We start from the raw sequence: 21,618 nt of genomic DNA, 5'->3' as shown, positions 1-21,618 counted from the left end.
GGCCTTGCCAGTCTAATGAAGGATTGCGCGCTGTCTAGCCTTGCAAATCACCAATCTTTGTGGCCGAGACCACTGGTTTCGTAGGTCGAGGATTTGATACCGGCGGTACGGTGAGTTGTCCTGTCAGGGCCTAGGGGCGCCGCCCCTCGTGCGCGCCGTCCGCCGGCGGCGGCACGGCCGGCCGCTCGGCCGGCAGGTGCGCCGACAGGTCGGCCGCGAGCGCACGCTGCTCCTCGGCCGCCCGGTGCTCGCCGAGCCGGTCGAGGGCCTCGGCCAGGCGCAGCCGCAGCGCCGCCTCCAGAGCCGTCTCGCCCGCACCGCGGGCGGCCTCGGCCGCCTCCAGGAAGGCCCGCCGGGCCTGCACGGTGCGGCCCGCGCCGTGCAGCACCCGGGCCACCTCGGCCAGCGCCCGGGCGTGCCCGGCGCGGTCGCGCAGCCTGCGGTGGGCCGCGGCGGCCGCCCGCCAGTCGCGCAGCGCCTCCGTCCACTGGCCGGCGTACTCGTGGACGGTGCCCAGCCGCCCGTACAGCCGGGCCTCGTCGGCCAGCTCGCCGCGGGTCAGCCGCAGCTCCAGCCCCCGGCCGTACCAGTCGGCGGCGCGCTGCCAGTCGCCGAGCTCATGGTGGGCGGCGGCCACCGACTCCAGTGCCCGGCTGGTGACGTACGGGTCGCCCGCCTCGCGCGCCGACTGCAGCGCCTGGCGGTAGCGTTCGAGGGCCTCGTGGGTGCGCCCGGCCCGGGCGTCGAGGTCGCCGAGGTTGAGCAGGGCCGCCGCCTTCTCCAGCGGCATCTCGCAGCGCCGGGCGACGTCCAGGACGAGCTGGTGCAGCCCGTACAGCTCGGGGGCGGCGGTCTCGGGGCCGAGGTGGGCGGTCAGCGCCCGGGTCAGCGCCGAGACCAGCCGGCGGGCGAGGGTGTCGAGCCGGCCGTCCTCCACGGCCAGCCGGGCGGCGGCCAGCAGGGCCGGCAGCCGGCCCAGCAGCCACTCCTCGGCGGCCTGCCGGGTGGGGAAGCGCAGGGCCCGGGGCAGCTGCTCGATCCGGCGCCGGACCGCCGGGTCGTCGCGCTCGGTGGCCGCCCGGCAGGAGTGCAGCTGCCGTACGGTGCGCTCCAGCATCCGCGCCCGGGCCAGCTCGATCTCGGCCGGCCGCTCCTGCGCGTGCAGCAGCGAGTCGATCATCGCGGCGAGGCAGCCGGGCACCCGGTACTGCGGGGGCAGGGTCTCGCCCTCGCCGGCCGGGCCCTCGGCGCGCAGCAGGCCCCGGGCGGCCAGGTCCTCCAGGGCGGACTGGGCGGTGGACAGCGAGCAGCCGGCCAGGGCCGAGGCGACGTGCGCGTCGGCCAGCCCGGCGGGGGCCAGGCCCAGCAGGTGCAGCATGCGGGCGGTGGGGGCCGGCAGCGCCTCGTAGGCGAGCCAGAAGGCGCGGGCCAGCGGCCCGCCGGCGGCCTCTCCCCCGCCCGCCGGGGGCAGCTCGCGCAGCCGCCGGGCCGCGTCGACCACCGTCGTCTTGGGCAGGGCGGCCAGCCAGCCGCCGACCAGGACCAGGGCCGCGGGCTGCCCGCAGCACTCCTCGACGACCCGGGAGGCGGCCACCGGGTCGCAGGTGATGCGGGTGGGCCCGGCGTACCACTCCAGCAGTTCGACGGCCGCCGGCGCGTCCAGGCCGCCCAGGGTGCACGGGCGCACGTCGGGCACGCCGGTCAGCGGGCCGCGGGAGACGGCCACGACCAGGCACTCGGGCTCGTCGGGCAGCAGCGGCTCGACCTGCTCGGCGCCGGAGGCGTCGTCCAGGAGCAGCAGCACCCGCTTGCCGTTCAGGGCGGTGCGCAGCGCCTGGGCGAGCTCGTCCTCCTCGGCACCCGCCGGTACGGGTGCGTCCAGGGCGGCCAGCAGGGCGCGGGCGGTGCGTTCGGTGGGCACCGGCTCCCCGTCGGCGCCCGTGAGCCGGGCGCGCAGTACTCCGTCCGGGTAGTCCGTGACCAGCTGCCGGGCGAGCTCCTCGGCCAGCGCGGTGCGGCCCGATCCGGGCCGGCCGGCGATGAGCAGCACCCGGCCGCGCGGTTGCTTGCGGCCGGAGAGGGTGTCGAGTCCGGCGCGGACGATGTCGGCGCGCAGCTCCTTGAGCTCGCGCAGCCGCCCGACGAACAGATCCCCGCGCTCCGCCGTGAAGGCCGCTTGGGGCGCGAGTCGCTGACGGGTCGCCACGGGTCCACTCCCTGCACGCACGAGCCCGGCCGCGGCCGCGGCCGGGAACGCTTCGAGCCTAGTTCACCGTGTCGTGAGGTCCGGGTAACAGCCGGGGGCGACGCGGTCCCCCGGCTGCGAAGATCACCTATTCGGGTTGACCTATCGTCGCATCAAACAGCCCCGGAGGGCGGGGCGTCAGGCCTCGTAGGGGCGGGCCGGCCAGGGCGCGTCGGCCGGGCGCAGGGCCTGCAGGCCGTCGCCGGCCAGGGCGGCGGCCAGCGAGAGCACGCCCACGACCAGGCAGGTGTTGTGCAGTTCGCCGGCCAGGACGCCGCGCACCAGCTCGGCCAGCGGCACCCGGTCCACCTGCATGTCGAGCTCCTCGTGCTCGACGGCGAAGCGCTCGCCCTCCACGGCGGAGATGCCGCGGGCGAGGAAGACGCGCACCGCCTCGTCGCAGCCGCCGGGCGAGGTGTAGACGTCGGTCAGCACCCGCCAGTCCTCGGCCTTGACGTGGGCCTCCTCGTACAGCTCGCGCTGGGCGGCGCGCAGCGGGTGCTCGCCGGGCACGTCGAGCAGGCCGGCGGGGATCTCCCACAGCCGCTGGCGGACGGGGTGGCGGTACTGGTTGACGACCAGGACGCGGTCCTCGTCGTCGAGGGCGAGGACGGCGACCGAGCCGGGGTGGGTCTGGTAGTCGCGGGTGGCGGTGGTCCCGTCGGGCATCACCACGGTGTCCGTGCGGACCCCCGTCTTGGCGCCCTGGAACGGCGTCCTCGTCGCGGTGACCTGCCACTCCTCGGCGGTGTCCTTGATGCCCATGTGCGGTCCTTCCAACAAAGTCCCCGGCGGATACGGAAAAGCCGGGGTGCGGGCCCCGTGGGACCCTCACCCCGGCTCAACCGTACCGATCAGCCCTGCTGGCGCTGCACGGCCGCCTTCACCAGGCCCGCGAAGAGCGGGTGCGGGCGGGTCGGGCGGGAGCGCAGCTCCGGGTGGGCCTGGGTGGCCACCAGGTAGGGGTGCACCTCGCGCGGGTACTCGACGTACTCCACGAGCTTGTTGTCCGGGGAGGTGCCGGAGAAGACGATGCCGGCCTTCTTCTCCAGCTCGCCGCGGTAGGCGTTGTTGACCTCGTAGCGGTGGCGGTGGCGCTCCTCGACGTACGGGGCGTCGCCGTAGACCTCGCGGACGATGGAGCCCTCGGCCAGCTTGGCCGGGTACATGCCCAGGCGCATGGTGCCGCCCATGTCGCCCTCGCCGGCCACGATGTCCATCTGCTCGGCCATGGTGGAGATGACCGGGTGGGCGGTGGCGGGGTCGAACTCGGTGGAGTTGGCGCCCTCGATGCCGGCCAGGTTGCGGGCGGCCTCGATGACCACGCACTGCAGGCCCAGGCACAGGCCCAGCAGCGGGATCTTGTTCTCGCGGGCGTAGGTGATGGCGCCGACCTTGCCGTTGACGCCGCGGTCGCCGAAGCCGCCGGGAATGCAGATCGCGTCGACGTCGGAGAGCTGCTGCTTGGCGCCCGCCGGGGTCTTACACTCGTCGGAGGTGACCCACTTGATCTTCACGCGGGCCTTGTTGGCGAAGCCGCCGGCGCGGATGGCCTCGGTCACCGACAGGTAGGCGTCGGGCAGGTCGATGTACTTGCCGACCAGGGCGACGGTGACCTCGTGCTCGGGCTGGTGGACGCGCTCGAGCAGGTCGTCCCACTGCGCCCAGTCCACGTCGCGGAAGGGCAGGTCGAGCTTGCGCACGACGTAGGCGTCCAGGCCCTCGGCGTGCAGCACCTTGGGGATGTCGTAGATCGACTTGGCGTCGATGGCGGCGACCACCGCGTCCTCGTCGACGTCGCACATCAGCGAGATCTTGCGCTTGATGGCGGTGGGCACCTCGCGGTCGGCGCGCAGCACGATCGCGTCGGGCTGGATGCCGATGTTGCGCAGGGCGGCGACCGAGTGCTGGGTCGGCTTGGTCTTCAGCTCGCCGGAGGGGCCGATGTAGGGCAGCAGCGAGATGTGCACGACGAAGACGTTGTCGCGGCCGACCTCGTGGCGGACCTGGCGGACGGTCTCCAGGAACGGCAGCGACTCGATGTCGCCGACGGTGCCGCCGACCTCGGTGATGACGACGTCGACGTCGTCGGTGGCCATGCGGCGGATGCGGTGCTTGATCTCGTTGGTGATGTGCGGGATGACCTGGACGGTGTCGCCCAGGTACTCGCCGCGCCGCTCCTTGGCGATCACCGTGGAGTAGACCTGACCGGTGGTGACATTGGCGCTGCCGTCGAGGTCGACGTCGAGGAAGCGCTCGTAGTGGCCGATGTCCAGGTCGGTCTCGGCGCCGTCGTTGGTGACGAACACCTCACCGTGCTGGAAGGGGTTCATCGTGCCCGGGTCGACGTTGAGGTACGGGTCGAGCTTCTGCATCGTCACCCGCAGACCCCGGGCCTTGAGCAGCGCGCCCAGGCTGGAGGCGGTCAGCCCCTTGCCGAGCGAGGAGGCGACACCCCCGGTGACGAAGAGGTGCTTGGTCGTCGTGGGCTTAGCGGCAATTGCCAAAGGGGGGCTCCCGTGGTCGCGAGGTGAAGGTGCGTACCGGCGATCACCCTGCCGTTCGTCGGGGGTGCCGTCGCTGCGGTCGGGGGGTCTTTGGCCCGCCGGTCCACGGGGTACCAGGGTATCAGCGCCAGGGGCCGGGCGCGTCCGGTGACGCGGCCCGAGCTGGGACGGAACCGTCCGTCACGGGGGCCTCACCGCTCGCGCACGGGGCGCGCTCCCGGCGCGCACCGGGCCACCCATTCGGCACATGTTCCCCCATCAAGCGTCGCGCGTCTCCCAACTGCGCGTCGTATCCTGCTCGGACACACGCAGCGAGCCGGCCGGCACGGCACTTCCCGCCCTTCCCCAGCTACCGCTGGGAGGGGCCCTTCCCGGAACAGAGCTCGTCGAAGATCGCTTGACCGTCAGAGGCCCTTTGGGGTCCTGGATGCCGTTCGACTGGAGATGACGTGGCCGGGCGTATCGAGGATTACGCACTGATCGGCGACATGCAGACCGCCGCACTGGTCTGCCGGGACGGTACGGCCGACTGGCTGTGCCTGCCCCGGTTCGATTCCCATGCGGCCTTCGCCGGACTGCTCGGCACCGAGGAACACGGCTATTGGCGGATCGGCCCGGCGCACCCCTCGGGGGCCGCGCCACCCAGGGCCGATCGCCGCCGGTACCGGGGCGACTCCCTCGTGCTGGAGTCCGAGTGGGACACCCCCCGCGGCACCGTCCGCATCATCGACTTCATGCCGCCCCGCGACGGAGCGCCGCAGCTGATCCGCATCGTCGAGGGCGTCAGCGGCCGGGTGCCCATGCGCTCGGCGCTGCGCATGCGCTTCTCCTACGGCCGCGTCGTGCCGTGGGTGCACAAGGTGGGCGAGCGCACGGTGGCCGTCGCCGGCCCCGACTCGGTGTGGCTGGACACCACCGCCGACACCTTCGGCAAGGACCTGACCACCTACTCCGACTTCACCGTCTCGCCCGGGGAGCGCATCGCCTTCACCATCAGCTGGCAGCCCTCGCACGGCGAGCCGCCCGCCCTGCCGGACCCGGAGGGCTCGCTGGAGGCCACGGAGGAGTTCTGGCGCGAGTGGGTGGGCCACTGTACGTACCACGGCCCCTACCGGGACGCCGTGGTCCGCTCGCTGATCACCCTCAAGGCCCTGACCTACGCCCCCACCGGCGGCATCGTGGCCGCGCCCACGACCTCGCTGCCGGAGGAGATCGGCGGCGTGCGCAACTGGGACTACCGCTACACCTGGCTGCGGGACGCGGCCATCACCCTGTCCTCGCTGCTGCGCACCGGCTACCGCGAGGAGGCCCGCGCCTGGCGCGAGTGGCTGCTGCGCGCGGTCGCCGGCGACCCGGAGAACCTGCAGATCATGTACGGCATCGCGGGCGAGCGCGAGCTCGGCGAGGCGGAGCTGCCCTGGCTGCCCGGCTACGAGAACTCCGCACCCGTGCGGGTCGGCAACGGCGCCGCCGGCCAGCTCCAGCTGGACGTCTACGGCGAGGTCACCGAGGCCCTGCACCTGGCCCACATGACGGGCCTGGCCCGCAACGACTACGCCTCGCTGCTGCAGCTGCGGCTCATCGGCTACCTGGAGGACCACTGGACCGAGCCCGACGAGGGCATCTGGGAGGTGCGCGGCCCGCGCCGGCACTTCGTGCACTCCAAGGTGATGGCCTGGGTGGCGGTCGACCGCACCATCAAGCTCATCGAGTCCGGCGACGTCGACGGGCCGCTGGAGCGCTGGCGCGAGCTGCGCGACGACATCCACCGGGACGTGTGCGAGCGGGGCTACGACAAGGAGCGCAACACCTTCACGCAGTCCTACGGCTCCAAGGAGCTGGACGCCTCCTTGCTGCTCATCCCGCAGATGGGCTTCCTGCCGCCGGACGACAAGCGCGTCATCGGCACGATCGAGGCGATCCAGCGGGAGCTGTCCACGCCCGACGGCTTCGTCCTGCGCTACCCCACGGCCGGCCACGAGGCCGGCGTGGACGGTCTCGAGGGCGACGAAGGCGCCTTCCTCGCCTGCTCGTTCTGGCTGGCCGACGACCTGGCGATGATCGGCCGGGTGGACGAGGCCCGGCAGCTGTTCGAGAAGCTGCTGGGCCTGCGCAACGACCTGGGGCTGCTGGCGGAGGAGTGGGACCCGCGCCTGAAGCGGCAGGTGGGCAACTTCCCGCAGGCCTTCAGCCATGTGCCGCTGATCGACACCGCGCTGCGGCTGACGGCCTCCAGCGCCTTCGGCGGCTAGCGCCGCCGGAGAACCCGGGTTTCGCCCCGTCAGGGGCGCGGGGAACTGCGCGACAAGCCACGACGGGCCCGCAGACGGGGTGCTGTGCTTCGCCCCGAGCCTCGGGGTGGCGCGTCGGCTGCGGGCCGTCGGTGGCCGATCGCGCAGTTCCCCGCGCCCCTACGGGGCGCTGCGTGATCGGCCGGAGAGCCCGGGTACGCGCCCCCTATGGGGCGCGGGGCCGCCGCGGGGCGCGGCCGGCAGCCGCATGGCCTCACTTGCGCCGGAGCGGCAGTACGAGCAGTGCGGTCACCGGAACGACGAGGCTCGCTGCCGCCGCGTTGAGCCCGCCGTAGCCGTAGTCGGCCAGGACGGGTCCGGAGAGCGCACCGCCCGCCGCGCCGACCAGATTCATCAGGGTGTCGGACAGCCCCTCGGCCTCCGGGCGGTGCCCGGCGGCGACGGACTCGCTCAGCAGCGTCGAGCCGGCGACCGTCGCGCACGACCAGCCCAGCCCCAGCAGGAACAGCCCGGACGTCACCGGCCACGGCCGGCTGCCCGCCGTGCCCGCCAGCAGGGCCGCGACCACCAGCAGCGCCTGCCCCAGCAGGATCACCGGCACCCGGCCCAGCCGGTCGGCGGCCTTGCCGACCAGGGGCGAGAGGGCGTACATGCCCGCGATGTGCACGCTGATCGTGAAGCCGATGATGCTCAGCGACGCCCCGTGGTGGGCGAGGTGCACCGGCGTCATCGTCATGACCGCGACCATCACCGCATGGCCCAGGACCAGCGCGCCCAGCCCGGTCAGCGCGGCCGGCGAGCTGCGTACGTGCCGCAGGGCGCCGCCCATGCGGGCCGTGAAGCGCGGGGCGCCCGGGGTGTCCGTGGGCGCCGGTGCCGGCAGCATCAGCAGCGGGTCCGGGCGCAGCCGGGTGTGCACCACGGCCCAGCCGGCCACGAACGCCGCGACGGAGAAGACGAAGGTGCCCGCCGGGGGCGGCAGGTGCAGCAGGCGGGCCGTGTGCTCGCCGGGGCCGCTGAGGTTGGGGCCGAGCACGCTGCCCACCGTCGTCGCCCAGACCACCACCGACAGGGCGCCCGCCCGGGCGCCCGGCTCGGCGAGGTCGGTGGCCGCGTAGCGCGACTGGAGGTTGGCGGCCGAGGCCGCGCCGATCAGGAGCATGCCGGCCAGTGCGGGCGGGTACCAGCCCAGCCGGGCCGCGGCCAGGACCACGAGCGAGCCCGCCGCGGCCAGCAGCCAGCCGGTGCCCAGCCCGGCCCGCCGCCCCCGGGCCCGGGACAGCGCCGCCAGCGGCACGGCGGCCAGCGCCGCCCCGAGCGTGATCAGCGTCGTGGCGATGCCGGCCAGCGAGGCCGAACCGGAGAGCCGCTCCACCAGCAGCCCGCCGGAGGAGAGCATCGAACCCATGCCGAGACCGGCCACGGCCTGGGCCGCGACGAGGACCCGTACGGTGCGCCGCTGCACCGCGGCGCGGTCGGGGAGGGCGGGCGCGGACGGCTCGGCGCCGACGCCGGGTATGCCGGTTGTCATGCACAGAGAGTAAAGCTGCCGGGCCGATGGTCTAGGTTCACGGCATGGAGGAGACGATCACCGTCGCACGGGCCCTTGAGCTGCCCGCGCTCAAGCGCGGCCTGCCCCAGGTGATGGCCGGCGGCGAAGCGCTGCACCGCCCCGTGCGCTGGGTGCACGCCTGCGAGGCGCCCCACATCGCCGCCCTGCTCAAGGGCGGCGAACTGCTGCTGACCACCGGCCTGGGCCTGGGCAGCCGGCCCGCCGAGCAGCGGGCCTTCGTCAGGGGCCTGGTCGACCGGGACGTGGCGGCCCTCGTCGTCGAACTCGGCTCCCACTTCACCACGCTGCCCCCGGCCGTCGTGGACACCGCCCACGCCCTCGGCCTGCCGCTCGTGCAGCTGCACCGCGAGGTGCCCTTCGTCGCCGTCACCGAGGAGATCCACACCGAGCTCGTCAACGCGCACTACACGCTGCTGCGCCGCGCCGACGAGGTGCACCGGCGCTGCACCGAGGTCCTCCTCGGCGGGGGCGGCGTCCCCGAAGTACTGCGGCTGTTCGCCGACTTCGCGGGCAACCCCGTCTTCCTCCAGGGCTCCGACGGACGGCTGCTGTACGCGGCGGGCCCGGCCGACGCGCTGCAGGTGTGGGACGGCCTGCGCGGTGCCGTGCCGGGCGGCGGCGTGGTGGTCGACGTCCCCGGCGGACAGCCGGAGGGCACCCCCCGCGGACGGCTGACGGTGCTGCCGGTCGACGCGCCGCTCGCCCCCGTCCACCGGATCGCCGCCGAACGCACGGCGGGCCTGCTCGCCGTCGTCCTGCTGCAGGCCCGCCAGGAGGAGGAACTGGCCGCCCGCGGGCGCGGCGACTTCCTCACCGACCTCGCCGAGGGCCGGCTCGATGCGTCGGAGGCCCCCGCGCAGGCCCGCGTCCTGGGCTTCCGGCCCGGACCGGGCCCGCTGCTGCCGGTGGTGATGCGGCTGGCCGCGGACGGCGTGCCGGCGGAGTCCTGGGCGCCGCTGGCGAGCGCGCTGCAGCGCGAACTCGCCGCGGTCGGCGCGCCGGTACTCCTCGGCGTACGCCTCCCCGAGGGCCGGGTACCGCTGCTCGTGGGACTGCGCGGGGAAGCCGAACGCCCGGCGGTCGCCGCCAAGGTCGCGGCCGCCCTGCGGGCCGGGGCCCAGCGGGCGCTCGGCCGCACGCCCGTGATCGTCGCCGGCGCCCCCGCCACCTGGGCCACGGCCGGCGCCGGGCTGCGCCACGCCGCGCAGGCGGCCACGGCGGCGCGCGGCCTGCCGGACGCGGCGGAACGACCCTGGCACGACGCGCGCCACCTCGACGTGGACGTCCTGCTGTGGCAGCTGCGCTCGCACGGCGACCTCGCGGCCTTCGTCGACCGCGTCCTCGGCCCCCTGCTCGCGCACGACGGCACGACCCGCCCGGTACTGCTGCCGACCCTGGAGGCGTATCTGGCGCACGCCGGCCGCAAGGCCGAGACGGCCCGGGAACTGCACGTCAACCGGCAGACCCTCTACGACCGGCTGGCCCGCATCGCGCGCCTGCTCGGCGCCGACCTGGACGCCCCGCACACGGTGCTCTCCCTCAACCTCGCCCTGCGGGCGCGTCATCACGTGGGTTAGGGGGTGAGGGAGCGGGCAGCGACCGTTTCGAGGCGTTCGGCGAAGACCTTGTGTGCGTCGGGGGTGAGAGTGCGCAGGGCGACCATGGCAGTGATCACGACATCGCAGAGTTCCTTTTCGACGTCCTGCCAGGTGTGGCTGGCGCCTTTGCGGGGGTTGTAAGTGGTGGCACCCATGACGGCCTGGGCGACTTCGCCCACCTCTTCGGCGAGCTTCAGCACACGCATGGTGCGGTGGGTCTGCTCATGGGCAGGGTTGTTGTCGTCCAGCCAATCCTTGAGGCGGTCGACGGTGTCCCAGGTGTGCTGATCCATGACTGCGCTTCTCCGTGGGGCTGTTCAGCGGGCAGTGCTGCCGCTGACGCTATCGGCCCGGTGATGCAGGTATCCGGCGATCTGTTCGGCTGCCTCCGTTGGAGTGCGGGTGTCGGTGTCCACGGTGACGACGCGGACATCGAGTCGCCCAAGAGTTCGAGCGGCGTCCTGGTAGAGGGCGATCTCTCGCGCTGGTGTCACGGAGTCCTGCTCGAAGCGGTGATGTGCCCCGCGAGCCGCCAGGCGTTCTGCGATGGTCTTGGGCTCGGCGGCGAGGATGACGGCCAGATCGGGAAGCCGAATGCCCGCGTTGAGAGCGAGGAGGTAGTCCTCCGGCACGCCGTCGAGGCGTTGGAGGACGAGGTGGAAGCGAGGTAGCGGTCGCAGACGACGGTGTACCCCTGCTCAAGGGCAGGCCCTATCTCGTGGTCGAGATGATGGTGACGGTCGGCGGCCACCAAGCAAGCCAGGGCCCGGCCGGTGATCCGGTCGGCGTGGCCTCGGGTGAACACGCCGACCGATGAAGTCGATGGTTCGGCTGTGGGATGGACTCGGTGCCCTCGTGCGGCGAGCACGGCGTGGAGGGCGGCGACGACGCTGGTCTTCCCAGAGCCGCCCGGTCCGTCCACGGTCACGAAGATGCCCGTACTCATGCGACTCCACCTCCGCCGGCGAGGCGCTGGTGCTGCTCGCGGGTGAGAGCGGCCAGGGTGGCGCGCAGCTCCTGCAGCGGCGTGTCGGCGAAGGGGATGCCGACAGAGAAGTTGAATTCGTCGCGGGCGCGCATGCTCTCGTCGGCTCCTTGGTCGGTGAGGTCGACGTCGCTGTAGGCGAGGAGGTCGTCCGGCGCGTGGCCGGCGGTGGTGAGCTGATGCCACACGGGGGTGCCCGGGTAGGGGCGGAACTCGAAGACCGAGGCGCGGAAGCGGCCGGGCAGGCGGTCGTCGAGATCCCAGAGCCGGTGAATGTGCGTGACGGTGGCGGCGAGGTCGTCGCGGGTCTCGCCGGGGTAGCCGAGGATGAAGTAGCCCTTGACGCTGATGCCGCGTTCCATCAGGCGTCGGACCACGGTGAGGGTCATGTCGGCGGTGATGCGTTTGTCCATGGCGTCCAGGACGTGGTCACTGCCGGATTCGATGCCGAGCGCGACTTCGTTCAATCCGTTGGCCACGAGGGCGTCGAGGGTGGTGTCGCTCTCGCGGGCGAGGACGTTGATGCGGCCGGTGGCGTCCCAGGTGAATCGTTCCCCCACGCGGTGGGCGGTGAAGGCGGCCATCATGGTGGCGATGACGCGGCGGGCGCCGAGGAAGAGATCGTCGACGAACCGGAACGCGGTCACCTGGTACTGCTGGTGAAGGTGGTCCATCTCCGCGATGATGTTTTCCGGTGTCCGAACGCGGATCTTCACATCCGGGTTCACCTGCGCTGCCGCACCACAGAATGTGCACTGGTACGGGCAGCCGCGCGCCCCGACCATGTTCGCCTCCCGCCGGCCGTGCGCGTTGACATACGGGTCTTGGGGCAGGAAAGCGCGGCTGACGAAGGGCAGGGTGTTGATGTCGGGGCTCATCCACAGCTCACCGCTGCCCGGACGGGCGATACCTGACGCGATGGTGCCCAGGAGCCGGTCCCGCCACATCACCCCGGGCAGGTCGCTGCGCCGGCCCGGGTCCTCCAACAGAGCGGCGACGCGCGTCTCGGCTTCACCGAGGACAAGTGCCTGCACCTGCCTCATGCGGGGGTCGCCCAGGACGCGGGCGGGCATCGCCTTGGCGTGGTGGCCGCCGACCATGACCTTGATGCCGGTGTCCAGGCCGGCGGCGATACGGGCGGACAACTCGTAGGTGGGAGCCAGCAGGTTCAGCCCTAACCAGCGGGGACAGGCCGTGTTGACTGTGTCGATGACCTGCTTGATGCCGAGCCCATGCGCTTCGGCGTCGAGGAGCCCGACGTTGAAGCCGCGCCGCTGAGCATAGGTGGCGATGTAAGCCATCCCGATCACAGGAAGCGTGTAGTCGTTCGTACGCGGGCGCAGGGCATAGTCGCGTAATGGGGCGTTGACGAACACCGCGTCGAGCGTGCGGGCCGGATCGGCCCCGGAGATCAGGTCATGTGCTGCTGTCCGTGTCGTGCTCGGTTCGGGCATGAATCCCCCAAGCGAGTGTGAACGTTGTCAGAGCGTGGAGCCGGAGCCGGTCGGGCGCCCACCGGTGCCAGGCTGCGGCGAAGGCGCGTTCGCCCTCGGGCCAGGCGAAGCCCGGTGCAACCTGACGAGCCCACGTCCGCACGGCCAGGTCACTGTGCGGGTAGACCGAGTAGTCACCCGTGAAGTCCGCAGCCGCAGTCGCTGCGGTCCACGGCCCGATACCCGGGACCTCCTGCAGAACCTTCACCAGGTCGTCGGGGTCGAGTTGCATCCACTCCTCACCATGCCGTACATAAGCCACCGCCGCGGCGGTGAGCGCCTTGCGATGCAGGCGTGCCCCAATGACGTCGTACGCCTTCTCGTGCAGGTCGAGAACGGTGCGCGGGCACGGAACACCGCAGACCGGCCCCGTGGAGGTGTCGTGACGGGGCCCGTAGGTGAGGCACCAGCGGCGGTACAGGGCGCGGGCCTGCTCGGCTCGAATGATGCGGCGCAACAGGGCGCTGGTGATCGCGTCCCACAGAGAAGGATTCGGCAACCGCATCACGGCCCCCAGGGGGGCCAGGCCGGCCAGCAATGCCCGGGGGGCTCGAGAGGGGAGGTCTGCGGCCCGGGTGAGGCGGGCCGTGGGTCCCGGCGTTGCCGTGCCGGCGAGTGGGCTGAGCGTCAGGGTGGTGCCTGACCAGCGGGCATACCAGTTGGCGCCGGTTCCTGAGGTGATGAGGCGGGACGCCGTGCCATCGAGGTGATGACTCCAGGCGGGGTGATCGGTGAGGAGGACAGTGGCGGTCAAGGAATCTCCTGACGATGCGCTGCGATGCAGGCGATCCTTCCGTAGTCCTGGGCCCGGTGCTGGGAATACGCGCATCCATGACCGGGCACGCAGGTCAGGGCGGGGTCGGGGCAGGTGAACACCCCGCGGGCGAGGAAGGCGGGTGGCCCGCTGTGCGGGGGACGCCGGGCCCCGACTCGTCCGGCGCCGGCACGGGGGCCTGGGCCGCGGACGGGGCCGGGGTGCGGTACGTCAGCGGCGCCGCGGGCGGCAGGGCGATCATCACGCTCCCCACCTCGTCCCCTGCATGCGGCTCCACCCGCCGCGGCGCTCCCAGTTGAGGACCGCGACGCGCGCCCTGAGCCGGTCGTTGGCGTCGGCGGGCCGGAAGGTCGTGGTGTGCCACGGCTGCCCGCCGTCCAGCGGTTCGACGACTACCGCGTGCCCGTCCCGGCCGACGACCCTGCCGACCGCGTCCCGCACGGGATCGGTGATCAGCTCCCCCGGCTCGGGCGACCATGCGGCGCACGGCTCACTTGGCACGACGTCCCGCCCTCCAGCGCCGCAGGAACCCCCACCGGCCCTCCCTCTTCCGGGACCGTTCCGCGGCGCACTCCGCACACCGCTGCACCGTCCCCCCGACCACGATGCTGCCGGGACCGGACGAGTGCGGAAGCGAGATCACTTCCACACGACCACTCGCCTTCATGTTCGAGCCTCCATGTGTTCCGCCCGATGCGGGCGGGCATCAACCGTGAGACTCAGACTCCACCCGCGCAGCCCGGCCGAAAAGGCTATGTTGCATTCCAACTGATATTGGAATCAGGGGGGTTGGACGCATGATCGAGGATTCACCCGAGGAGCACGACACGCCCGCCAAGGAGTTCGGCCGGGAGATCAAGGCCGCGCGTGAAGCACTGGGGTGGACACAGACGACACTGGCGTCCGAGCTCCTGTGCCGGCAGCCGTACGTGAGCAAGGTCGAGCAGGGCACGCAGCTGGCCAGCGCCCAGTTCGCGGAACAGTGCGACCGGGTGTTCGGTACGCCGGGCACGTACGCGCGCATGCGCCAGCGGGCCGCGGACGCGGGCAATCCGGCATGGCTGATCCCGTATCTGCAGTTGGAACGGGAGGCGCTGAGCATCTGTGATTACTCGCCCGTCCTGATCCCCGGAATACTCCAGACCCCTGAATACGCCGAAGCCGTGTACCGATCCGCCCGTCCGAACGATCCGGAAAGCCGGATCAAACAGCGGGTAGAAGACCGCCTGCGGCGCCGAGAAGTGTTCGACGCCCCCAATCCGCCATCGTTCTGGGTCGTTCTGCACGAAGCCGTGCTGTGGTCCGGCGTGGGTGGTCCAGAGGTCATGCGCAGGCAGCTCCAGCACCTGGTGACGGCCTCCGAGCACCCGAGCATCACGGTCCAGGTCTTCACCTTCGGCTCTCCAGCCAGGGGAACGCCGTTTATCTTGCTCAAGCGGCAGGACCGGAGAGAAGTTCTGTACGCGGAGAGCTATGTGCAGGGGCAGGTGCACGACTCGCTGGAGACGGTCGAGGAAGCGCGGGCAACGTATGAGCGGCTACGCGCAAACGCCTTGACCCTTCCTGACTCCCTGTCCCTCATCCGGCACGTTATGGAGGCGTACACCCATGAGCACCACCCTCGACCTCAACCGCGCGATATGGGTGAGGTCCAGCTACAGCGACGGCAACGGCGGAACCTGCGTCGAATGGGCCCCCGCATTCGCCCCCTCCGGCGTCGTCCCCGTCCGGGACAGCAAACGCCCTGACGGTCCGGCAATAGCCGTCCCGGCATCCGCGTGGTCGTCGTTCGTGGAAGCCGTCAAGAACGGCGTCTGACCGCCGCTGCGGTCCCGGTCCGCGGGCCGGGGCCGCTCAGGGGCGTACGAGCTCGTCGTAGACGCTGAGCACGTGCGCCACCGTGTCGGCCTCCGTGGGCCAGCTGGCCGTCAGCCGGCGCCCGGCCGCCACGAGCTCCGCGCATCGCACCGGGTCGCCGAGCAGCCGTTCCACGGCCAGCGCGAGCGCCGCCGCGTCCCCGTAGGGGACGAGTTCGGCCGCGTCCCCCACGAGGTCGGGTACGCCGCCCACGGCCGTCGCCACCAGCGGCACGCCCGCGTACAGCGCCTCCTGCGCGAGCAGCGACCGGGCCTCCCAGCGGCTGGGCATGACGACCACGTCCGCCGCGGCCAGCAGCTCGGGCACGTCGTCGCGGCGGCCGAGGAGGAGGACGGGCAGTTGCTCGTCCTCGATCCGCCGCTGCAGCCGGGGGCGCTCGCCGCCCTCGCCCGCCACCACCAGCAGCGGCTCGGGGTCCATCTCCCGCCATGCGCGGGCGGCGTCCAGCAGCGGCCCGTGACCCTGGCCCGGCTCCAGGCGCCCGACGGTCATCACCAGGGACCGCCCCGTCGCGCCGAGTTCGGCGCGGGCCTTGAGCCGTACGCACTCGTCCTCGTCCGGCACCGTCCGCGGCGCGGGCAGGGCCACCGGGGCGAGGCGGGCGTCGCGCGCACCGCGCAGCCGGGCCTGGTCGACCAGGTCGGGGGAGGCGCCCAGCACCACGGCCGCGGCGCGGGCGGCCTGCCGCTCCATCAGCCGTACGACGTGCGTGCGCGCCCCGTGCGCCCGGACGCGCCGGTGCCAGGTGACGACCAGCGGCGTGCTGCGGCCGCGCAGTGCGAGGGCGGCGAGCATGCCGGCGCGCAGGCCGTGCGCGTGCACCACGTCGGCACCGGTGCTCGCCGCCCGGATCCCGCCGACGGCCAGGGCGTTGCCCTCGGGCACGAGCGGGCTGAACTCCGCGCCGCCCTCGGTGAAGGCGTACCGCTCCTCGGCGACCTGCGGCCCGCACACGGTCACCCGCAGCCCGTGCGCCACGAGCCCACCGGTCAGCGACCGCACGTGCGCGCCGCTGCCGCCGCTCCCGCTGCCCAGGACCTGTACGGCGTGCAGAGGCGGCCGCGCGTGGGCGGGGCCGGGTGTGCTGCTCACGCGGTGGGGGCTCCTGGCTCGACGTCGGGCGGGCGTACGGGGCGGGGTGCTCAAGGCCAGGATGCCAGGCGGGAACGCGGCAGGAGGGCCATCCCCGCGGGACCGGCCCGTCCCACCTCGCCCGCAGTTCTTCGGATTCACCCGCTTTGGGGATTCCGTATCGGGGCGTCGGGTGCCGACCCGGCCGGCAGGGTGAGGGCGACGTAGCGCTCGTAGGGCAGGTCAGTGCCGGGCACGAGCAGCCTGCCTCTCGCTCAGGATCCCGATCGTCCGCTCGCACCAGTCACGGTTGCCCTCCTCGAAGGCCAGGCCGCGGGTGCAGGTCAGGTAGGGGCCGATGCGCTCGCCGTGGCGCAGGAACTCCTCCTCCGTGCGCTCGCCCCGCATGGTGCGCAGCAGGTCGGTGAACAGCTCGATCCGTGCCCGGGCCACGGCGGCCCGCTCGGTGAGCTGCGCGATCAGGGCGGGGGTGTCGACATGGTCGGCGGCCTGGACCTTCACGAGCAGGTCGTCGCGGATGAAGGAGGGCTTCGCGGTGGCGGACGTGAAGCGTTCCAGCTCCGCCAGGCCGGCGTCGGTCACGTGGAAGAGCCGTTTGGTGGGCCGGGTTTCCTGGACGACCTCGCGGCCCGCGATGAGGCCGTCCTTCTCCAGCCGGTTCAGCTCGGCATAGAGCTGCTGCGGCTGCGCGTGCCAGAAGTTGGCCATGCCCAGGTCGAATGCCTTGGTGAGCTGGTAGCCACTGAGTTCTCCGTCGAGCAGTGCCGCCAGTACGGCATGGCGCAGCGCCATCGGATCCGTCCTTTCCTGCCTCTGTCGCCGTTCGCGCTCCTCATGGTAGTCATGAAAATGACTAATCACCTTCATGACTACTTCGTGACTTCGGGAGTGCCGGATGACCACCGCAGACCGCTTCCGCTCCGCCGTCGACCGCCGCGACCTCGCGGCGCTCGACGACCTGTTCACCGAGGACATCCGCTTCTACAGCCCGGTGAAGTTCACGCCGTTCGAGGGCAGGCCGATGGTGCTGGGCCTCTTCAAGGTCCTGCTGCGCACGTTCGAGGACTTCCGCTACGTCGGCCGGTACACCGGCACCGCGCACACCAGCGGCGACGGCACGTCCGCCCCGTCGGCGGTGCTGGTCTTCCGCGCCCGGGCGGGCGGCAAGGAGATCCACGGCATCGATCAGCTGCACTTCGCCGAGGACGGGCGGATCAAGGAGTTCACGGTCATGGTGCGGCCCCAGTCGGCCGTCCGCGCCCTCGGCGAAGCCGTGCTCGCGGGCCTGGTAGCGGACGGGCTCGTACCGGCACCGACCGACCGCTAGCGCCTGTCCGGCGGGTCTTTGTCGGGTGGCACGTCGACTGCGGGCCGTCGGTGGCTTGTCGCGCAGTTCCCCGCGCCCCTGACGGGGCACTGCACCAGCCCACGGCGCCCCGAAGGGGCGCGGGGAACTGCGCGAACGGCCACGACGCGCCCGCAGACGGGCTGCCGTGTCGCGCCCACGCGGCGGCAACCGCAGAACGGCACCGCAGAACCGCGCCCTAGCGCGCGTCCGCGGCGACGGCCGCCGCCGTCAGGACCGCGGCGTGCACCGCAAGGCCCGCGCGGCCGTTGGCCGCGACCGCGGCCAGCCCCAGTCCCGCCCCCAGCGCATGCGCCCCCGCATCGCCCAGCATCGTGCGCTGCGCGACGTCGTCGGGCAGCAGCACACCCGCCGCCCCCGCCACCGCGGACGCCCCCGGCGCGCCCCGCAGCATCCCGCCCGCGGCCAGCGCGAGGACCGCACCGCCGGCCCGTCCGGGACGCACGTCCAGCAGGTTGACGGCGTGCGCCGCCCCGGCGATGACCACCCCGGCCAGCAACCGGTCGAGCGGCTTGCGCTTGAGCACGGCCCCCGCCGCCAGTCCGGCCGCGCCGATGCCGAAGAGCTTCACTGCGCCGCTGGTGACCTCGCCCCCGCGCAGGGCGTCCAGGTGGGCCCGGAAGCCCCGCCGGTGGTCGCCGGCCACGTCGTCGTACGCCCCGCAGGCCCCCGCCGCGAGCACGGCCAGCGCCCCCGCGGCCCGGTGCCGGCCCGGAACGCCTCGCACGGCACCGACGGCGACGGCCGTCCCCAGCACCGCGGCCGGCCCGGCGCACAGATGAACGGTCCGCCCCGCCCGGTTGGTGCGCGCCCCGAGCCCGGGCCGGATCCGCCGCACGATCTCGTACGTCCCGCGCGTCGCCGCCGCAGCCGTGAGCAGCGTCCTCATGCGGCCACCAGCCGGTGCAGGGCCTGCTTGAACGCGGTCACGAACGCCTCCCGCGCCGCCTCGTCGAGCAGGTCCAGCGACAGGTAGGGGTTGAGGTCCTCCAGCTCGACCAGCAGCAGTGCGCCGTCCGGCGCCCGGCAGGCGTCGACGCGCTGGATGCCGTGGCCGATCGCGTTCCAGTCGACGAAGCGGCGGGCGAAGTCCACGTCGGCCGCCGTCGGCTCGTAGCGTTCGAGCTCCCAGCGCCTGTCCGGGTCGGGGGCGTACAGCGCGTACTGGAAGGTGTCGTCGACGAAGTAGAACGACACCTCGTAGCGGAAGTCGATGCAGGGCTGGACGAGGACGTCCCCGTACTCCAGCCCCGGCAGCTCGGCGGCGTCGACGAGGCGCAGGCCGATGGAGTCCGCGCCGGCCTTCGGCTTGACGACGTACCGATCGGCCTGCGGCAGCCGGCCCACGTCCTCGGCCCGGTCGGCGGTGGGGATGACGGGCAGCCCGGCCGCGGTGAGGTCCACCAAGTACTGCTTGCCGGCCATGTCGGCCCTGCCGGTGAGCCGGTTGTACACCCGCACCCCCGCCTGCAGCGCGCGGGCGCGGAAGTCCTCGTACGCGGCCTGGTAGTGCAGCACCGGCCCGCTGTTGCGCACGACCACCGCGTCGAAACCCGCCATCAGCTCCGCGGCGTCCAGCGGGTGGCACAGGGCGACGTCGAAGTCCTCGCGCAGCCGGGCGGTCAGGAAGATGTCCTCGTCGCAGTACCTGCGGCCGCGCGCCTGGTAGGCGAGGTCGGTCACGTACAGGATGCGGGGCCGGGCGGGCATGTCACTCCTTATGATCATGTGCCCGCCCAGGCTACCCGCCTGCCGTCAGCGCCCCGCCCGCGCCGTCTGCAGCAGCTCCTCGGCGTGGGCGCGGGCCAGTTGCGAGTCCTCCTGGCCCGCGAGCATCCGGGACAGCTCGCGGATGCGGTCCTCGCCCTCCATGATCTTCACGCCGCTCCGCGTCACCGAGCCGTCGTGGGTCTTCTCCACCACCAGGTGACGGTCGGCGAAGGCGGCCACCTGCGGCAGGTGCGTGACCACGACGACCTGCGCCGACTGCGCGAGCCGGGCCAGACGCCGGCCGACCTCGACGGCGGCCTTGCCACCGACACCGGCGTCCACCTCGTCGAAGAGGTACGTCGGCACCGGATCGGAACCGGCGAAGACGACCTCCACGGCCAGCATCACCCGCGACAGCTCACCGCCGGAGGCGCCCTTGGCGATGGGCCGGGGCTGCGCCCCGGGGTGCGGGGTGAGCAGGAGCTCGACGTCGTCGGCGCCGTGCGGACCGTAGGCCACCGCGCGGCCGCCCACCTCGATGCCGGCCGCCGGGTCGGCGACCTCGTTCTGCCGGATGGCGAACGTCACCCGCGCGTGCGGCATGGCCAGCGAGGCGAGCTCGGCGGTGACCGCCTCGGCGAATCGCTTCGCCGCCTCCGTACGGGCATCGGTCAGCACCTGCGCGAGCTCGCCCAGTTCCGCGCGCAGAACGTCGCGCTCGGCGGTCAGCTCGCCGATGCGGTCGTCGTCGCCGTCCAGCTCGGCCAGGCGGGCGGCACCCGCCTCGGCCCAGGCCAGGACCTGGCCGACGTCCTCGCCGTACTTGCGGGTCAGATGCGTCAGCGCCGCCCGGCGCTCCTCGACGGCGGCCAGCCGGCGCGGGTCGGCGTCGAGATCCGAGGCGTACCCCGCGAGCTCGCCGGAGACGTCGGCCAGCAGGATCCCGAGCTCACCCAGCCGGTCGGCGAGCGCGGCCAGCGCGGGATCGTGCGCACGCACGGCCTCCAGCGCCCGGCACGCGCCGGCGACGAGAGTCGTCGCATCGACGCCCTCCGGATCCTCCGGATCCCCTGCCAGCGCCGCGTGCGCGGCCGTGGCGGCCGAGGCGAGCGACTCGGCATGCCCGAGCCGCTCCGCCTCGGCGGCCAGCTCGACGTCCTCGCCGGCCCGCGGCTCGACGGCGGCGATCTCCTCCAGGCCGAAGCGCAGCAGATCGGCCTCCTGAGCACGCTCACGCGCCCGCTCGGTGATCTCGCCCAGCTCGGCGGAGACGGCCCGCAGCCGCCGATAGGCATCCGCGTACTTGGCCAGCGGGGCGGCCACGGCATCACCGGCGTACCGGTCGAGGGCCTGCCGCTGCCGCGCCGGCCGCAGCAGACCCTGCTGATCGGTCTGGCCGTGCACCGCCACCAGGTCGTCGGCCAGCTCCCCCAGCAGCCCCACCGGCACGCTCCGCCCGCCGAGGTGGGCGCGCGAACGCCCCTCGGCGGAGAGGGTACGGCTGACGAGCAGCGTGCCGTCGTCCAGCTCCGCGCCGGCCTCCTCGGCCCGCAGCGCCACGGAGGAACCCCCGTCCACGGCGAGCCGCCCCTCCACCACGGCCGCCTTCGCACCCACCCGCACGAGCGCCGGGTCGGCACGGCCGCCCAGCAACAGCCCGAGGCTGGTGACGACCATGGTCTTGCCGGCACCGGTCTCGCCGGTGACCGCCGTGAAACCGGGCGCCAGCTCGACGACCGCGTCGTCGATGACGCCCAGGGACCGGATCCGCATCTCCTCCAACACGGGTACGACCATACGAGGTCGCGGGCCCGGCCCGCGACGGGCTCCCGCCTCATCACCCCGAACCGGGGGCACGGTGTCCGGGTGCGGCCCGGTGGGCGGGTTGTGCCCACCCGTCCCGCCCAGCGGGACGATTGCCCACAACCAGGCGCGGCTTTGCGTGCCCGCAAACCGGCAGGTGGGGGACGGCGGGAGGGGGCGGGGTGGGGCGGGGGTTGGTGGGGGCGTAAAGCGCTCTTCGCTCCTGGCGCCGGGTGCGGGGCGCTACGACGTCCTACCAGGCACCGCGAAGAGCGCAGCCCCCACCCCCCCCCCCCCCCCCCCCCCCCCCCCCCCCCCCCCCCCCCCCCCCCCCCCCCCCG

At 73.2% G+C, this 21,618-nt stretch carries 18 protein-coding genes and 2 pseudogenes; 6 read left to right on the top strand and 14 right to left on the bottom strand.

The annotated features are described in order from the left end of the window. Positions 1–130: 130 nt before the first annotated feature. The 3 genes from AC27L3_RS05155 to pyrG form a co-directional block, all read right to left on the bottom strand. Positions 131–2,206 (bottom strand): tetratricopeptide repeat protein, encoded by a 2,076-nt coding sequence (locus tag AC27L3_RS05155; RefSeq protein ID WP_487232831.1) that lies wholly within the window; start codon positions 2,204–2,206, stop codon positions 131–133. Between the two features lie 177 nt (positions 2,207–2,383). After that, on the bottom strand, positions 2,384–3,010 hold the full coding sequence (locus AC27L3_RS05150; protein ID WP_487232830.1) for an NUDIX domain-containing protein: 627 nt from the start codon (positions 3,008–3,010) through the stop codon (positions 2,384–2,386). A gap of 89 nt (positions 3,011–3,099) precedes the next feature. Continuing rightward, positions 3,100–4,752: a CTP synthase gene (pyrG, locus tag AC27L3_RS05145; RefSeq protein WP_487232829.1), complete on the bottom strand. Its 1,653-nt coding sequence runs from the start codon at positions 4,750–4,752 to the stop codon at positions 3,100–3,102. A 449-nt stretch (positions 4,753–5,201) separates the two neighbouring features. On the opposite strand from pyrG, the gene AC27L3_RS05140 reads away from it, so the two are divergent. Beyond that, positions 5,202–7,004 (top strand): glycoside hydrolase family 15 protein, encoded by a 1,803-nt coding sequence (locus AC27L3_RS05140; RefSeq protein ID WP_487232828.1) that lies wholly within the window; start codon positions 5,202–5,204, stop codon positions 7,002–7,004. 253 nt (positions 7,005–7,257) lie between these two features. On the opposite strand, the gene AC27L3_RS05135 is transcribed toward AC27L3_RS05140, so the two are convergent. Beyond that, positions 7,258–8,535: an MFS transporter gene (locus AC27L3_RS05135; RefSeq protein WP_487232827.1), complete on the bottom strand. Its 1,278-nt coding sequence runs from the start codon at positions 8,533–8,535 to the stop codon at positions 7,258–7,260. A 44-nt stretch (positions 8,536–8,579) separates the two neighbouring features. Here AC27L3_RS05135 and AC27L3_RS05130 point away from each other — a divergent pair, with 44 nt between their 5' ends. Then, positions 8,580–10,154 (top strand): PucR family transcriptional regulator, encoded by a 1,575-nt coding sequence (locus AC27L3_RS05130; RefSeq protein ID WP_487232826.1) that lies wholly within the window; start codon positions 8,580–8,582, stop codon positions 10,152–10,154. On the opposite strand, the gene AC27L3_RS05125 is transcribed toward AC27L3_RS05130, so the two are convergent. Further along, positions 10,151–10,468, bottom strand: coding sequence for a MazG-like family protein (locus AC27L3_RS05125; protein WP_487232825.1), 318 nt, complete (start codon positions 10,466–10,468; stop codon positions 10,151–10,153). The two genes, AC27L3_RS05130 and AC27L3_RS05125, sit on opposite strands and share 4 nt — an antisense overlap. A 63-nt stretch (positions 10,469–10,531) precedes the next feature. On the opposite strand from AC27L3_RS05125, the gene AC27L3_RS05120 reads away from it, so the two are divergent. Beyond that, positions 10,532–10,846 carry a hypothetical protein gene (locus AC27L3_RS05120; protein ID WP_487233180.1) on the top strand — a complete coding sequence of 105 codons (315 nt, stop codon included), beginning with the start codon at positions 10,532–10,534 and terminating at the stop codon, positions 10,844–10,846. Between the two features lie 44 nt (positions 10,847–10,890). Here the strand turns inward: AC27L3_RS05120 and AC27L3_RS05115 are convergent. The 4 genes and pseudogenes from AC27L3_RS05115 to AC27L3_RS05100 form a co-directional block, all read right to left on the bottom strand. Continuing rightward, positions 10,891–11,121 (bottom strand): annotated as a pseudogene (locus AC27L3_RS05115) (dTMP kinase); the annotation flags it as partial. Continuing rightward, entirely contained in the window at positions 11,118–12,614 is a 1,497-nt protein-coding gene (locus AC27L3_RS05110; protein ID WP_487232824.1) for a B12-binding domain-containing radical SAM protein, read from the bottom strand. The pseudogene AC27L3_RS05115 and the gene AC27L3_RS05110, both read right to left, overlap by 4 nt. Next, complete coding sequence (locus AC27L3_RS05105) at positions 12,577–13,407, bottom strand: DNA glycosylase family protein (protein WP_487232823.1); 831 nt, start codon at positions 13,405–13,407, stop codon at positions 12,577–12,579. The genes AC27L3_RS05110 and AC27L3_RS05105 overlap by 38 nt, the downstream gene beginning before the upstream one ends. A 261-nt stretch (positions 13,408–13,668) precedes the next feature. Then, positions 13,669–13,929, bottom strand: coding sequence for a hypothetical protein (locus tag AC27L3_RS05100; RefSeq protein ID WP_487232822.1), 261 nt, complete (start codon positions 13,927–13,929; stop codon positions 13,669–13,671). A 296-nt stretch (positions 13,930–14,225) separates the two neighbouring features. Here AC27L3_RS05100 and AC27L3_RS05095 point away from each other — a divergent pair, with 296 nt between their 5' ends. Both AC27L3_RS05095 and AC27L3_RS05090 read left to right on the top strand, forming a co-directional pair. Beyond that, on the top strand, positions 14,226–15,176 hold the full coding sequence (locus AC27L3_RS05095; RefSeq protein ID WP_487232821.1) for a helix-turn-helix domain-containing protein: 951 nt from the start codon (positions 14,226–14,228) through the stop codon (positions 15,174–15,176). Continuing rightward, a pseudogene (locus AC27L3_RS05090) lies at positions 15,130–15,246 on the top strand (DUF397 domain-containing protein); the annotation flags it as partial. The gene AC27L3_RS05095 and the pseudogene AC27L3_RS05090, both read left to right, overlap by 47 nt. 36 nt (positions 15,247–15,282) lie before the next feature. On the opposite strand, the gene AC27L3_RS05085 reads toward AC27L3_RS05090, so the two are convergent. Both AC27L3_RS05085 and AC27L3_RS05080 read right to left on the bottom strand, forming a co-directional pair. Then, complete coding sequence (locus tag AC27L3_RS05085) at positions 15,283–16,398, bottom strand: glycosyltransferase family 4 protein (RefSeq protein ID WP_487232820.1); 1,116 nt, start codon at positions 16,396–16,398, stop codon at positions 15,283–15,285. Positions 16,399–16,620: 222 nt separating this feature from the next. After that, on the bottom strand, positions 16,621–17,190 hold the full coding sequence (locus AC27L3_RS05080; protein ID WP_487232819.1) for a PadR family transcriptional regulator: 570 nt from the start codon (positions 17,188–17,190) through the stop codon (positions 16,621–16,623). Between the two features lie 103 nt (positions 17,191–17,293). Here AC27L3_RS05080 and AC27L3_RS05075 point away from each other — a divergent pair, with 103 nt between their 5' ends. Beyond that, complete coding sequence (locus AC27L3_RS05075; RefSeq protein ID WP_487232818.1) at positions 17,294–17,725, top strand: nuclear transport factor 2 family protein; 432 nt, start codon at positions 17,294–17,296, stop codon at positions 17,723–17,725. Positions 17,726–17,942: 217 nt separating this feature from the next. Here the strand turns inward: AC27L3_RS05075 and AC27L3_RS05070 are convergent, their stop codons facing one another. From AC27L3_RS05070 to recN, 3 genes are read right to left on the bottom strand one after another with little or no spacing between them, the layout of a single operon-like run. Beyond that, positions 17,943–18,653 carry a hypothetical protein gene (locus AC27L3_RS05070; RefSeq protein WP_487232817.1) on the bottom strand — a complete coding sequence of 237 codons (711 nt, stop codon included), beginning with the start codon at positions 18,651–18,653 and terminating at the stop codon, positions 17,943–17,945. Continuing rightward, positions 18,650–19,474 carry an ATP-grasp domain-containing protein gene (locus AC27L3_RS05065; RefSeq protein ID WP_487232816.1) on the bottom strand — a complete coding sequence of 275 codons (825 nt, stop codon included), beginning with the start codon at positions 19,472–19,474 and terminating at the stop codon, positions 18,650–18,652. The genes AC27L3_RS05070 and AC27L3_RS05065 overlap by 4 nt, the downstream gene beginning before the upstream one ends. A 45-nt stretch (positions 19,475–19,519) precedes the next feature. Next, positions 19,520–21,271 carry a DNA repair protein RecN gene (recN, locus tag AC27L3_RS05060; protein WP_487232815.1) on the bottom strand — a complete coding sequence of 584 codons (1,752 nt, stop codon included), beginning with the start codon at positions 21,269–21,271 and terminating at the stop codon, positions 19,520–19,522. Positions 21,272–21,618: the final 347 nt, after the last annotated feature.

Source organism: Streptomyces sp. PKA51 (assembly GCF_057552455.1).
This window is presented reverse-complemented; position numbering and strand designations above follow the sequence as displayed.